This is a genomic window from Kineosporia succinea (assembly GCF_030811555.1).
GTDB classification, from domain to species: Bacteria; Actinomycetota; Actinomycetes; order Actinomycetales; family Kineosporiaceae; genus Kineosporia; species Kineosporia succinea.
The window spans coordinates 1,690,982-1,704,500 of record NZ_JAUSQZ010000001.1 but is presented as its reverse complement, the minus strand read 5'-3'; the positions used below and the strand labels follow the sequence as shown (position 1 = coordinate 1,704,500).

Below are 13,519 nucleotides of genomic sequence, written 5' to 3'. Positions count from 1 at the left end.
ATGACGGAACCGATCATTCCCGCTGACCTCGCGTCCCTCGGCGACGGCGCCCCCGGGCCTGCCGTGGTCAAGGCCGTGATCCCCGCGGCCGGCCTGGGCACACGCTTCCTGCCGGTGACCAAGGCGACGCCCAAGGAGATGCTGCCGGTCGTCGACCGGCCGGCCATCCAGTACGTCGTCGAGGAGGCCGTACGTGCGGGCCTGGGAGACGTCCTGATGATCACCGGGCGGGGCAAGCGGTCGCTCGAAGACCACTTCGACCGCGCCTGGGAGCTCGAGGCCGCGCTCGAGGCCAAGGGCGACAAGGAGCGCCTGGAGCAGGTCCGCGAGTCCGCCGACCTGGCCGACATCCACTACACCCGTCAGGGCGACCCGCGGGGCCTCGGCCACGCCGTGCTCTGCGCCGCCCACCACGTCGGCGACGACGACCCGTTCGCGGTGCTGCTCGGCGACGACCTGATCGACGAGCGCGACGAACTGCTCACCCGGATGATCGGCGTGCAGCGGCAGACCAGGGGCAGCGTCGTGGCGCTGATGGAGGTCGACCCCGACCAGGTGCACCTGTACGGCTGCGCCGCCGTGGAGACCACCGGCATCGACGACGTCGTGCGGGTCACCGGCATGGTCGAGAAGCCCGACCCGAAAGACGCCCCGAGCAACCTCGCGGTGATCGGCCGCTACGTGCTCCACCCGCGGGTCTTCGAGGTGCTGCGCGAGACGAAGCCCGGTCGCGGCAACGAGATCCAGCTGACCGACGCGCTGCAGACCCTCGCCGCCGACCCGGAGACCGAGGGTGGCGGCGTCTACGGCGTCATCTTCAAGGGCCGCCGCTACGACACCGGTGACCGCCTCGACTACCTCAAGGCCGTCGTGCGCCTCGCCAGTGAGCGCGAAGACCTCGGCCCTGACCTGCGCGCCTTCCTGCGTGAGTTCGTGGCGGGTCTGCCGGCCGAGTGATGCGCTCCGTCGACGAACACCTGGCGCACTGCCTGCGCGACCTGGTCCCGCTCCCGGCGGTGGAGATCCCGCTGCCGGAGGCGGCCGGCTGCGTGCTGGCCCTCGACGTGGTCAGCGGCATCGACATGCCGCGCTTCGACAACTCCTCGATGGACGGCTACGCCGTGCGCGCGGCCGAGGTCGAGGCGGCCACCGAGGGCCGGCCGGTCACCCTGCCGGTGCTGGGCGACATCCCGGCCGGGCGCGGCGACGCGCTCGAGCTGGCGCCCGGCACCACGCTGCGCATCATGACCGGCGCCCCGATGCCCGCCGGGGCCGACGCGGTGGTGCAGGTCGAGTGGACCGACGGCGGCACCGAGCAGGTCCGCATCCACTGTCCCTCGCCGTCCGGCAAGAACATCCGCCGCTCCGGCGAAGACGTGCGCGAGGGCGAGACCGTGCTCACCGCGGGCACGCTGCTCACGGCCCGGCACATCGCGCTGGCCGCCTCGGTCGGCGTCGACCGCCTCACCGTGCACCCGCGTCCCCGCGTGGTCGTGATGCCCTCCGGCAGCGAACTCGTGCCGCCCGGAAAGCCCCTGGCCCCCGGGCAGATCCACGACTCCAACGGCTACGCCCTGGTCGCCGCCGCGAACGCGGCCGGCGCCCGGGCCCGGCACGGCGGCATCATGACCGACACCCCCGAGGCCGTCGGCTCGATGCTCGAAGAGGCCACGCGCGACGCCGATCTGGTGATCACCACCGGAGGGGTCAGCGCCGGGGCCTACGACACGGTCAAGGCCGTGCTGCGTGAACTCGGCACCGTCGAGTTCACGCCGGTGGCCATGCAACCGGGCAAACCCCAGGGCTTCGGCACGATCAAGGGCGTTCCGCTGTTCACGCTGCCCGGCAACCCGGTCAGCGCGCTGCTGTCGTTCGAGGTCTTCGTGGCGCCCGCGCTGCGCCGCCTCGCCGGCCGCCCCGACGTCACCCGCGAATTGCCCTCCGCCACCGTGGTCGAGGGCTGGCGCTCGCCGCCCGGGCGGCGCCAGTTCGCGCGCTGTCTGCTCACGATCACGGCCGGGGGGCCCACCGTGAGGCCGGTGGGAGGGCAGGGATCTCACCTGGTGGCCGACCTGGCCGGGGCGAACTGCCTGGTCATCGTGCCGGAAGAGACCACCGCGGTGAGCGAGGGTGACGAACTGCCGTACATCGTGCTGGAATCTGGCTCATGATGTGCCGGTGACCCAGCAACACCTGACCCACGTCGACGCCTCCGGTGCCGCCCGCATGGTCGACGTCTCCGCGAAAGCGGTCACGGCCCGCGAGGCCACGGCCAAGGGCGTCGTGACCTGTTCGCCGGCGGTGATCGAGCTGCTGCGCGGTGAGGGCGTGCCCAAGGGCGACGCTCTCGCCGTCGCGCGCATCGCCGGGATCCAGGCGGCCAAGCGCACTCCCGACCTGATCCCGCTGGCGCACCCGATCGCGGTGCACGGTGTCGTCGTGGATCTGGCGGTGGAGGACCACGGGGTCGAGATCACCGCCACCGTGCGCACGGCCGACCGCACGGGCATCGAGATGGAGGCTCTCACCTGCGTCGCGGTGGCCGGTCTGGCCCTGGTCGATATGATCAAAGCCGTTGACAAGCTGGCCGAGATCGGCCGGGTGCGGGTGGTGGCCAAGAGCGGTGGACGATCCGGTGACTGGCGTCGTGACTGAGACCTCGACGACGCTCAGGCGCGCCCTGGTCGTCACCGCCTCGAACCGGGCGGCGGCCGGGGTCTACGAAGACACGGCGGGCCCGGTGCTCGTCGAAGGCCTGCGTGAGCTGGCGTTCGACGTCGACGGCCCGATCGTGGTGCCTGACGGTGAGCCCGTCGGCGTGGCTCTGCGCCAGGCGGTCGACGACGGTTACGACGTCGTCCTCACCACCGGGGGCACCGGCCTGTCGCCCACCGATCGCACTCCCGAGCAGACGCGTCCCCTGCTGGATCTCGAGGTGCCCGGGCTCGCCGAGGCGGTCCGCCGCTACGGCGCCGACCACGGCGTCCCCACCGCGGTTCTCTCCCGGGGCCTGGCCGGCGTGGCCGGGCGCACCCTGGTGGTGAACCTGCCCGGTTCGAGGGGCGGGGCCCGCGACGGCCTGGCCGTGCTGGGTGGGGTGCTGGCGCACGCCGTCGACCAGATCCACGGCGGCGATCACCGATGAGCGAACTCGGCGCGGGGCTGGGCTGGCCGATCGAGCTGTCCGACGGCCTGATCACGTTGCGGCCGTTGCGGCGGCGCGACGCGAAGTCGTGGAACGCGGTGCGCTCGGCGAACGCCGAGTGGCTGGCCCCCTGGGAGGCCACGCACCCGGAGGGCGGCGGGCGTCCGCTGACGTTCGGGGCGATGGTGCGCAGCTTCGACCGCGAGGCCCGGGCCGGCCGGATGATCCCGCTCGCGGTGCAGTTGCACGACCGCATCGTGGGGCAGGTCAGCGTGAGCGGCATCGTCTGGGGCTCGCTGCGTTCGGGCCAGATCGGCTACTGGGTCGACCGTTCCGTGGCCGGGCAGGGCATCACGCCCACCGCCGTCGCGATGATGGTCGACCACTGCCTGTTCGGCCTGGGCATGCACCGGCTCGAGGTGAACATCCGCCCGGAGAACACCGCCAGCCTGCGCGTGGTGGAGAAACTCGGCTTCCGGTCCGAGGGCATCCGCCGTCGTTACCTGCACATCGACGGTGCCTGGCGCGACCACGCCAGCTTCGCCGTCACCCCGGAAGACGTGCCGGGGGGCATGCTGACCCGGTGGAGACGCTCGCAGCGGGTTCTGGCGGCGCGCGAGCACGAGCAGCACACCCGATGGTCTGAGCAGACGTAGGGTGATTCCTTAGGATTGGCTGAACGCAGCCGACACACCGTACGCATTACGTGATCATTTGGGCGGGGCACCGTAGCGTTTTGGCGTGCAGCCCAGCAGCCTCATTCTCCTCGCCATAGTGCTGGTGTGGGCTGCCTACCTGGTACCACACTGGGTGAGACGTCGTGACGAAATGTCACAGTCCCGGGCCGGCGACCGTTTCTCCAGTGGCCTTCGCGTGCTGCGGCGGCGTGAGCGTGCGGCCGGTTCCGGCTCGGGTCGTTCCGGTGACCCGCTGCTGACCTCGCCGCGGGTGGTCGTCGACTCCGACGGCGAGCTGCTCTACATCCCCGCCGACCGGATGGTCAGTGAGCGGCTGTCCGGTTCGTCGGCCAGTCTGCCGCAGAGTGCGCAGGGTGGCGAGTCGGGGGAGAAGGCCGGCATCGAAGACGTTCCGGTCGACCCGGCTTCGTCGGTCGCCGGTGAAACTGCTGGTCCGGTCGCGGTTTCCGGGGGTGCTGAGGTTTCCTCGGCGGTCACCGGTGAGGTTTCGACGGTGGACGCGGCGGACGCGTCGGGTGCCGAGACTCCCGAGGGTGCGGGTCGGGGCCGGGTCGATGCGGCCCGGGACGATGTGACCCGGAGCCCGGGTGGACGCAGCGGCGAGACTCAGGGGGACGGGAGCCAAGGGGCCGGGACCCGGAGCATTGCGGCTCGTGACGGTGCGGCTCGTGATGGTGCGGCTCAGGGTGGCGTGGCTCAGGAGGACTGGGCGCAGGGTGGCGTGGCTCAGGAGGACTGGGCGCAGGGTGGCGTGGCGCAGGATGGCGCGGCTCAAGGGCGCGTGACTCAAGGGGGCGCGGCTCAGGGTGGCGCGGCTCAGAGTGGCGTGACTCAGGGGAGCGCCGCTCAGGATGGCAGCGGTGACCGGGACGGGCTGATCTGGCACGGGCCGGGGCGCCGGACGTCCGAGCGTCCGGAGCGCCGCAGTGACGAGCGCCTGGGGGACGAGCGCCGGGGCGTCGAGCGCCGGGGCACCGAACGACGAGGGGGGCCGGAGCGCAGGGGAACGGGGCGTCCGGGGTTCGAGCGCACGGGCGGGGACCGACGCAGCAGCGATCGCCGCACCCGGCGCGCGGCCGAGGGGGATCCGGGCAGCACGATCCTGCCGCGCAACGCTCCGCCCACCAGGTCGCGGCCCGCGGCTCCGGAGCGGCCTGTGCTGCCGGTGGCGGTCGACGCCTCGCTCGCCGGCGCCCCCGAAGACGGCATGGCCGAGCTCGAGGCCGGTCTGCTGGCCGGGTTCGGCATCGATCCGTCCGCGGCCCGGATGATTCCCCAGTTCGAGATCGCGCCGCCGGCCCCGGCCGACCCGGCGCCGCCCTCGGTGAGCCCGGGCGGCTCGGGCGACGACGGGGACGCGGGGCTCTCCGAGCTGGCCGCCGGACTGCTCGCCGGTTTCGGCCTCGACGCCCGGGACCTGTCCGCCTTCGGCGAGACCCGCCAGGCGGTCGAGACCCAGCAGAGCGCCGAGGCCCGCCCGGCCGCCGAGACCCAGCAGAGCGCCCAGACCCAGCAGAGCGCCGAGGCCCGCCCGGCCGCCGAGACCCAGCAGAGCGCCCAGACCCAGCAGAGCGCCCAGACCCGCCCGGCCGCCGAGGCCCGCCACGCCGGTGCGACGCGCCAGAGCGCCGAGACCCGCCAGAGCGCTGAGACCCGCCCGGCCGCTGAGACCCGCCCCACCGCCGAAGCCCGCGCGACCGGTGAGGTCCACCCGCCCGAGCCCGCGCCCCCCGCGCCCACGGACCCCGCCCACGCGACCGGCGCGTCCTCGAACCCCGCCGCCGGGCCCGCGGGCCCCGGCAACCCGGCCGACGCGTCCTCCCGCACCGGAACCCGCGCCCCCCGCGCCGAAATACCCACCCCCGCATCGGACCCCACCGCGGAACCGGCCTGGACGGTCGAGGCCCCGGCGGCGCGGGTCACCGTGCCCGTCACCACCTCGGCCCCGATCGCCGAGAGCACCGAGGCCGCGCAGGAGTCGTTCCAGGAGCTGGAGAAGCGGCGCCCGGACGGTGCCCCGGCTCGTCCCCGCTACACGCAGGCCGAACTCGACCGGGCCCTGCTGCAGCGGGCCAACATCGACCAGGCCGACCTCGAGCCCGACGACACCGGCAGCTACGACGCGACCCTCACCACCACCGACCTCGACTCCGCCCGGCTCGGCGCCCGGGTCGCCGCCCGCCGCCGCGCCCGCAGCATGGCGGTACTGCTGATCGCCACCGGCGCGTCCTGGGTCAGCGCGTTCGTGGGCCCGGTGGCGATCTTCGTGCCGATCGCGGCGACGCTGCTCCTGGCCGCTCACGGGGTCGCCTCCCGCACGGCCGCGGTGCGCAGCCGCGAGAGCCTCACCATGCTCGCCGCGCACCTCTACGCCGCCGAGATGGCCCGCGAGCACGCCGAGCGCCGCCGCCAGCAGGCCGCCCGCCTGCGCGCCCGCGCCGAGGCCGAGACCCGGGCCGCCAAGCCGGTTCCCGAGCGGGTCTCCCGCCGGAACGCGGCCGTCAGCGGCGACACCTGGGACCCGGTGCCCGTGCCGCCGCCGACCTACCAGCTCAAGCCCGCCGTGCACCGTCCCGCGCCGCCGCCCCTGCCCGAGCCGGAGGCGAGGCCCGCCGACGGTGACCGGTCGCGCAGCACGATGCCGCGCCGCGCGGCCGACATCGAGCGCATCCTCAAGCTGGACCAGGACCCGGACCGCCCCCGAGCGGTCAACGAGTAGAACGCTTTTCAGGCCTCGAGGCTGACCCAGAGCGCCTGGGCCGGCTCCGCCCCGCGGTTCACGATCCGGTGCGGCCGAGACGACAGGTACGCGATCGAGTCGCCCGGGTTGAGCACGTGCGCGTCGCCGTCGAGCTCGACGGTGAGCTGCCCGGAGATCAGCACGCCGACCTCCCGGCCGTCCGAGTGCTCCGGCAGGTTCGAGCTCGCACCGCCCGGAACGTACTGCTGCACGGTCATCTCCACGCCGGACCGGGGGTCGCGGTAGGCGATGCGGTGCACCCCGCCCGCCCCGGTGGTGGCCGTGACCTGCTCGTCGGCGCGGGTGACCGGCGAGCGGCCGGCCTCGTCGCCCGGCCCGAACAGGTCGGACATGTGCACGCCGAGCGCCGTCGACACCGAGACCAGGGTGCCCACCGACGCGCTGGCCAGGCCCCGCTCGACCATGCTCAGCATCGAGACGCTCACGCCGGTGCGGTCGGCGAGCGATTTGAGGGTGAGGTTCTGCTGTTTACGAAGAAGCCGGACGCGTGCGCCCATCATCCGGATGGTGCGTTCGGCCTCGAAACCGCCGGCCGGCCTGCTCGCCGGCACCGTACGTGCCGGGGTGGCCGATCTGACCGTTCCGGGAGCCCCCGTGTCCGCCATGGTTGTGTCGTCCCATTTCTCGCAACTTTGTGAAAACCGGAAGATGTGGCTGGAACGACACGGATCGTGCCACATCCGTCCCGATCGTTGCTCTTTTAGGGGGCGCGACAGGGCAATTTAGGCGCAACGTTGCCCAATTGTCACGCAATGCTGTTCGGGATTCCTGAGGTGATCGAGAATTCGTCGGACGTCTCGGTGAATCGCGGGCGTCACGGCAAAAGAAAAACACGTTCCCGAGGGCTGCCTGCGGCCCTCGGGAACGTGTGAATCGGTCGGAAGATCAGGCGTGCCGAATCTTCTCCCGCAGCGTCGCCGCGGTCACCTCGGGCGCGATGTCGGTGGAGTAGGCCCCACCCATCTGCTCGGTGCCCGCGATGTACTTCAGCTTGCTCTCGCTGCGGTTCGGCGGCGAGATCAGGAAGTGCAGGTGCGAGATGTCGCTCCAGTCGCCGTCCCAGCCGGCCACCGACGGGGAGCCGTTGGTGGGCGAGGAGAAGATGCCCAGCACGTACGGCAGCGGGAACCCGAACAGCGAGTCCAGGCCGGTGAAGACCTGGTGCATCACGCGCGAGAGGTCGGTGCGGGCCTCGTCGGCCACGGCCACCAGCGACGGCGTGTGCTGCTTGGGGGAGATGCGGACCTCGTACGGGTAGCGCGCCCAGAACGGGACGTGGGCGATGAAGTACTCGCCCTCCACGATGACGCGCCGCCCGTCCTTCAGCTCCTCGGCCACCACGTCGCACTCGACGCACTGCCCGGTGCGCGCCCGGTAGGCCGCGGCCGTCTTCAGCTTGCGCAGCGGACGGGCCGGGATGTCGTCGTAGGCGTAGATCTGGCCGTGCGGGTGGTGCAGCGTCACGCCGATGGCCTCGCCGCGGTTCTCGAACGGCAGCACGTAGGTGTGCCCCTCGGCGCCGAGCACCTGGTAGCGGTCGGCCCAGGCGTCGATCAGCAGGCGGATGCGCTCGGGGCCCAGCTTCGCCAGCGTGGCGTTGTGGTCGGAGGAGTACGCGATGACCTCGCAGCGGCCGCTCGCGGGCTCGACCCGGTAGAGCTCACCGTCTTCGACGTCGGGCACCGGCGGGGTGGTGCTCAGCGCCGGGAAGCGGTTGTCGAACACAGCGACCTGGTAGTCGGTGCGCCGGATCTCGCCGTCCCACTCGTTGTTCGGGTCCGGGCACAGCGGGCAGGCGTCGGCCGGGGGCAGGAAGGTGCGGTTCTGCCGGTGCGTGGCGAAGGTGATCCACTCGCCGCTGGTGGGGTCGAAACGCCGTTCGCTCACTGTTCCTCCCCGTCCTTCGGCAGAACCTCAGCGGTCTCGGGGGCGGAGTCGGAGGCGTAGTAGTACGTGATCCGCCTCCCGTCGTCCATGCTCGTCACGTCGCGGACAGTCGCCACGTCAAACCCTCGCTCTTCCAGGTCTCGAACCCAACGTCAAGACTTGAACATAATCTGTCATGACCGATCGGAAACTGACAACAGATCACTCTTCCGGCTCACCTGAACACTCCGCCACGTGCACGTCGGTGCCCAGGAGACGGAAACCCTCGAGCGCCTCCGCCGAGACCCGGTCACTCGTCACCAGATGCCCGATCTGATCGGCCGGCACGGTCTGCGCCATCGTCTCCAGGCCGATCTTGGTGTGGTCGGCCAGCACCACGACCTCCTCGGCCGAGGCCGCCATCGCCCGGTCCATCCCGGCCACCACCAGGTTCGGCGTGGACAGCCCGCGCTCGGCCGTGAGCCCGTTGCCGCTCATGAACACCCGGCGCACCCGCATCCCGGCCAGGGCCTGCTCGGCCACCGACCCGACCAGGGCGTAGATCGACCCGCGCAGCGTGCCGCCGGTCATCACCACCTCGATGCCGCGCGAGCGGGCCAGTTCCTGCGCCACCAGCACCGAGTTGGTCATCACGGTGAGCTCGCGGAACCCGGCCAGATGACGCGCGAACGCCTGGGTGGTGGTGCCCGCCCCGACGCAGATCGCGTCACCCTCCTCGACCAGGCCCGCGGCCAGTGCCCCGATCGCCACCTTCTCGCGCGAGGCCACGCCGGACTTCTCCGAGTAACTGGGCTCGTGGTTGAGCCCGCCGGTGGACACCGCGCCGCCGTGCCGCCGGTCGAGCAGGCCCTGCGACTCCAGCAGGCGCAGGTCGCGGCGCACGGTGACCTCGGAACTGCCGACCACCCGGGCCAGCTCCCGCAGGGACACCGCTCCATTGGCCCGGACCAGGTCGAGGATCTTCTGGCGGCGCTCGTCGGCGAACATTCTCCCGAGCTTAGACGGGCCGTCCGAGAGTGCGGTCGAAAACGATCATAAGAGGTGTCAACCCGATCACATGCGCGGGTCAAGAGCAGTCATAATCTGGCGTGACCCGAGCTGGTGGGACACCATGTGAGCCCCAGCAAGCACCGTGCCCGTAGATCGTGCACCTGACGCCGAAGGCGTGACGTGACCCAGAACAATGCCGTTGCCGAACCGGTCGAGGCCGTTGCCTCAGCCTTCACCGCCCTCTACGGGAATGCCCCGGCGGGCGTCTGGTCGTCACCCGGCCGGGTCAACCTGATCGGTGAGCACACCGACTACAACAACGGCTTCGTCATGCCGGTCGCGATTCCCGACCGGGTCACCGTCGCGGCGTCCACGAACGGCGCCCGGGTGCTGCGCATCGCCTCGGCCCAGGTCGACGAGAAGGCCGAGATCAACCTCGACGACCTCACGCCGGGCTCGGTCTCCGGCTGGGGCGCCTACGTCGCCGGTGTCGCCTGGGCGTTGCAGCAGAAGGGTTTCAGCGTTCCCGGCGCCGATCTCTACCTGGACGGCCGGGTTCCGCTGGGGGCGGGCCTGAGCTCCTCCGCCGCCCTCGAGTGCGCGGTGCTCACCGCGCTGGTCGAGCTGGCCGGCGAGCCGGACGCGCCCCGGGGCCTGGCCCTGGCGCAGCTCGCGCAGTTCGCCGAGAACGAGTACGTGGGGGCCAAGACCGGCCTGATGGACCAGGCCGCGAGCATCCTCTGCACCGAGGGCCACGCGCTGCTCTTCGACGTGCAGGAGCTCAGCACCGAGCAGGTCCCGTTCGACCTGGCCGCCGCCGGTCTCGCGCTCGTCGTCATCGACACCCGCGTCACCCACAGCCACGCCGGTGGTGAGTACGGCGAGCGTCGCGCGTCGTGCGAGGCCGCGGCCGCCGCCCTCGGCGTGCCGATGCTGCGCCAGGCCACCGTCGCCGACCTCGACCGCCTCGACGACCCGCTGCTGCTCAAGCGCGCCCGGCACATCGTCACCGAGAACGACCGCGTGGTCGCCGCCGGCCAGGCGATGAGCCGCGGCGACTGGGCCACCTTCGGCCGCCTGATGGTCGAGTCGCACGCCTCGATGCGCGACGACTTCGAGATCACCGTCGAGGAGATCGACGTGACCGTGGAGACGGCCCTGGCCAACGGCGCGGTCGGCTCCCGGATGACCGGTGGCGGCTTCGGCGGCTCGGCCATCGCGCTGGTCCCCCTCGCGCAGGTCGAGAGCCTGGGGGCCGCGGTGCTGGCCGTCTTCGCCGCCAAGGGCTGGACCGAGCCGACCATCCGGGTCATGGAGCCCTCGCGGGGCGCCTCGCGCGACCGCTGAGCCACCGCGTCCCGAAAGCCTCACGACCAGGGCGACCACACCGTCCTCAAGCACTGAGGGCCGGAAGGGCACCCCTCGCCGCACCGACGGGCAAAAGGCACCTCGACGAACGTACAGGTGCCTTTTGCCCGATTTGCTGATGAGCTGACGCCCCCAGCGAAGGGAGCTCGCATGCGTCAGCACTCGCCTGCCCTGAACCAGGCCGAGTCAGGTGTGTCGAAAGTCAGGTTCGGGACGGCATGGGCGGCCACCGCACTGCTCACCCTGGGTGGGCTGCTGGCCGGCGGAACCGCTCAGGCCGACACCTGGGCACCCAAGGAACCCCCGATGACCACCCCGTGGACCGATCAGGTCTCGGTGGACAAGCCGCACGCGGAGTACCCGCGCCCGCAGCTGACCCGGGCGCAGTGGCAGAACCTCAACGGGATCTGGGATTTCGAGGTCACCGACAGCTCGCAGACCACCCCGCCGAGCACGTTCAGCGAGCAGATCCGGGTGCCGTTCGTGGCCGAGTCGGCGCTGTCGGGCATCCAGCGGCGCATCACCGGTGACGACAAGCTCTGGTACCAGCGCACGTTCACGGTTCCGGCGGGCTGGAAGGACCGGGTCAAGCTGAACTTCGACGCGGTCGACTACAGCACCGACGTGTGGGTGAACGGGAAGAAGGCCGGGGCCACGCACGACGGCGGGTACGACGCGTTCAGCTACGACATCACCCCGCTGCTGAAATCCGGCGGGAACACGCTGACCGTGGGTGTTCACGATCCCGGCCAGGGCGGCACGCAGGCGGTTGGCAAACAGGAACCGCAGAGTGTCACCCCGGAGACCGGCGGCGGCATCTTCTACACCTCGGCCTCGGGCATCTGGCAGACGGTCTGGCTCGAGCCGGTGAACGCCACGCACGTCACCAAGGTCGACATCACACCCGACCTGAAGTCGTCGACCTTCAAGGTCAAGGCCGGGGTCTCGGGTCAGGGGACGACGGTGGTCACCGTCTCCTCGAACGGCCAGAAGGTCGTCAGCGCGAGTGGGGCCGCGGGACAGACGGTTTCGCTGAAGGTGGCCGAGCCGCACCTCTGGTCGCCCGACGACCCGTTCCTCTACGACATCAAGGTGGAACTGCGCAAGGGGCAGACCACCGTCGACACCGTGGGCTCGTACGCGGGCATGCGCTCGATCGCGGTCGAGGAGGTCGACGGCAAGCAGCGCCTGGTGCTGAACGGCGAGTTCCTCTTCCAGTCGGGCACTCTCGACCAGGGATACTGGCCGGACGGTATCTACACGGCGCCCACCGACGAGGCCCTGCGCTACGACCTGGAGCTGCTGAAGTCGACCGGCTTCAACATGGTGCGCAAGCACATCAAGGTCGAGCCGCAGCGCTGGTACTACTGGGCCGACAAGCTGGGTCTGCTGGTCTGGCAGGACATGCCGTCGATGCGTCCGGACTACCGGCCCGACGCGGCGGCCAAAGCGCAGTGGGAGAAGGAGTTCAAGGCACTCGTCGACCAGCACCGCAGTTCTCCCTCGGTGGTGCTGTGGGTGGCGCAGAACGAGGGCTGGGGCCAGTACGAGCAGGCCCGGGTCGCCGATCTGGTCAAGAGCTGGGACCCGACCCGGCTGGTCGACAACATGAGCGGCGTCAACTGCTGCGGTGCGGTCGACGGTGGAAACGGCGACGTGCTGGACAACCACAACTACACCGGGCCGGGTATCGCACGGCCGACGTCGACCCGGGCGGGTGTGGTCGGGGAATTCGGCGGACTCGGGCTGAAGGTCGCCGGGCACGAATGGTTCCCGGGCGGCGGGTTCAGCTACGAGGACCAGGGCACGGCTGATCGCCTGAACCGGCGGCTGGTCGGGCTGTGGACGCAGATGACCACGTCCGGGGTCCCGAACGGGCTCTCGGCGTCGGTCTACACCGAGACCACCGACGTGGAGAACGAGGTCAACGGCCTCGCGACCTACGACCGGCAGGTGGTCAAGGTGGACGTGGCCCGGCTGAGGGCGGCGAACGAGAAACTGCTCTCGACCTCACCGGCCTCCAACGCGGCTCCGGTCGCCAAGGGGCGTCACTCGCTGCGCGCCACCACGGCCGGCTTCGACAACCGTTACATCCGGCCCCGGGAGGCTCTGGGCTACACCGAGGTGGTGAACGACTCCAGCTCCCAGCTGCTCAAGAACGACGCGACCTGGAACATCGTGCCGGGACTGGCGGACAGTCAGTGCTACTCGTTCGAGAGCGTCAACTACCCGGGAACCTACCTGCGGCACCAGGCCTTCCGGGTCAAACAGAACGCCGGTGACGGATCGGCACTCTTCAACGCCGATGCCACCTGGTGTGCCGAAAAGGGTACAGGGGGAGTGAAGTTCAGCTCGTGGAACTATCCGGGCCAGTATCTGCGTCATTTCGACGCCGAGCTCTGGCTGGCGGTTCCGGGTGGAAATGCGGCCCGGGACGCGGACACCTCGTTCGACGCGGACACGACCTGGGCCGTGGAGGCGCCCTGGGTCCCGTAAGTCCGGGGTTCCCTGTCCGTGAAAGCCCGGTTCGAGGGCGGTTCCCCGCTCTCGGACCGGGCATCACGCGCGGTGACCGATCTTCGCCCGCCCGGGCGACACCCCAGGTGTCCTCTTCCGCGCGTGCAGGACTCCCACGCATCGACCGAAGGTGATTGAACACCAGGTCGGCGC

9 protein-coding genes and 3 pseudogenes are annotated in these 13,519 nt (G+C 71.2%); 8 read left to right on the top strand and 4 right to left on the bottom strand.

From position 1 onward, the window contains the following. From galU to J2S57_RS35545, 6 genes and pseudogenes are all read left to right on the top strand, one after another. Positions 1-957 (top strand): UTP--glucose-1-phosphate uridylyltransferase GalU, encoded by a 957-nt coding sequence (galU, locus tag J2S57_RS07530; RefSeq protein WP_307239854.1) that lies wholly within the window; start codon positions 1-3, stop codon positions 955-957. Beyond that, positions 957-2,171 (top strand): molybdotransferase-like divisome protein Glp, encoded by a 1,215-nt coding sequence (gene glp / locus J2S57_RS07525; protein ID WP_307239852.1) that lies wholly within the window; start codon positions 957-959, stop codon positions 2,169-2,171. The genes galU and glp overlap by 1 nt, the downstream gene beginning before the upstream one ends. 55 nt (positions 2,172-2,226) lie before the next feature. Further along, positions 2,227-2,655 (top strand): cyclic pyranopterin monophosphate synthase MoaC, encoded by a 429-nt coding sequence (gene moaC / locus J2S57_RS07520; protein ID WP_370882593.1) that lies wholly within the window; start codon positions 2,227-2,229, stop codon positions 2,653-2,655. Then, a complete protein-coding gene (locus J2S57_RS07515; protein WP_307239848.1) occupies positions 2,648-3,145 on the top strand; it encodes a MogA/MoaB family molybdenum cofactor biosynthesis protein in 498 nt (165 codons plus the stop codon). The genes moaC and J2S57_RS07515 overlap by 8 nt, the downstream gene beginning before the upstream one ends. Then, positions 3,142-3,801 carry a GNAT family N-acetyltransferase gene (locus J2S57_RS07510; RefSeq protein WP_307239846.1) on the top strand — a complete coding sequence of 220 codons (660 nt, stop codon included), beginning with the start codon at positions 3,142-3,144 and terminating at the stop codon, positions 3,799-3,801. The genes J2S57_RS07515 and J2S57_RS07510 overlap by 4 nt, the downstream gene beginning before the upstream one ends. An 85-nt stretch (positions 3,802-3,886) precedes the next feature. Continuing rightward, positions 3,887-4,420, top strand: a pseudogene (locus J2S57_RS35545) (SepX/GlpR family protein); the annotation flags it as partial. A gap of 216 nt (positions 4,421-4,636) precedes the next feature. Here J2S57_RS35545 and J2S57_RS35540 read toward each other — a convergent pair. From J2S57_RS35540 to J2S57_RS07490, 4 genes and pseudogenes are all read right to left on the bottom strand, one after another. Beyond that, positions 4,637-4,729: pseudogene (locus J2S57_RS35540) on the bottom strand (hypothetical protein); the annotation flags it as partial. Positions 4,730-6,570: 1,841 nt separating this feature from the next. Further along, positions 6,571-7,209 (bottom strand): helix-turn-helix domain-containing protein, encoded by a 639-nt coding sequence (locus J2S57_RS07500; protein WP_307239843.1) that lies wholly within the window; start codon positions 7,207-7,209, stop codon positions 6,571-6,573. 280 nt (positions 7,210-7,489) lie between these two features. Continuing rightward, a complete protein-coding gene (galT, locus tag J2S57_RS07495; RefSeq protein WP_307239841.1) occupies positions 7,490-8,491 on the bottom strand; it encodes a galactose-1-phosphate uridylyltransferase in 1,002 nt (333 codons plus the stop codon). A 228-nt stretch (positions 8,492-8,719) separates the two neighbouring features. Further along, positions 8,720-9,478, bottom strand: a pseudogene (locus J2S57_RS07490) (DeoR/GlpR family DNA-binding transcription regulator); the annotation flags it as partial. A 183-nt stretch (positions 9,479-9,661) separates the two neighbouring features. Between J2S57_RS07490 and galK the strand changes: the two are divergent. Together galK and J2S57_RS07480 are read left to right on the top strand one after the other, a co-directional pair. Continuing rightward, the gene (galK, locus tag J2S57_RS07485) at positions 9,662-10,828 is read left to right on the top strand and encodes a galactokinase (RefSeq protein WP_307239837.1); all 1,167 of its coding nucleotides are present in this window, start codon (positions 9,662-9,664) and stop codon (positions 10,826-10,828) included. A gap of 171 nt (positions 10,829-10,999) precedes the next feature. Continuing rightward, a complete protein-coding gene (locus tag J2S57_RS07480) occupies positions 11,000-13,345 on the top strand; it encodes an AbfB domain-containing protein (protein WP_307239835.1) in 2,346 nt (781 codons plus the stop codon). The last annotated feature ends 174 nt before the right edge of the window (positions 13,346-13,519 follow it).

Bases quoted from the DNA above. Each gene is read 5' to 3' on its own strand.
- J2S57_RS07500 (WP_307239843.1), bottom strand. From the start codon at position 7,209: ATGGCGGACACGGGGGCTCCCGGAACGGTCAGATCGGCCACCCCGGCA.
- galU (WP_307239854.1), top strand. From the start codon at position 1: ATGACGGAACCGATCATTCCCGCTGACCTCGCGTCCCTCGGCGACGGC.
- J2S57_RS07510 (WP_307239846.1), top strand. From the start codon at position 3,142: ATGAGCGAACTCGGCGCGGGGCTGGGCTGGCCGATCGAGCTGTCCGAC.
- moaC (WP_370882593.1), top strand. From the start codon at position 2,227: ATGGTCGACGTCTCCGCGAAAGCGGTCACGGCCCGCGAGGCCACGGCC.
- glp (WP_307239852.1), top strand. From the start codon at position 957: ATGCGCTCCGTCGACGAACACCTGGCGCACTGCCTGCGCGACCTGGTC.
- J2S57_RS07480 (WP_307239835.1), top strand. From the start codon at position 11,000: ATGCGTCAGCACTCGCCTGCCCTGAACCAGGCCGAGTCAGGTGTGTCG.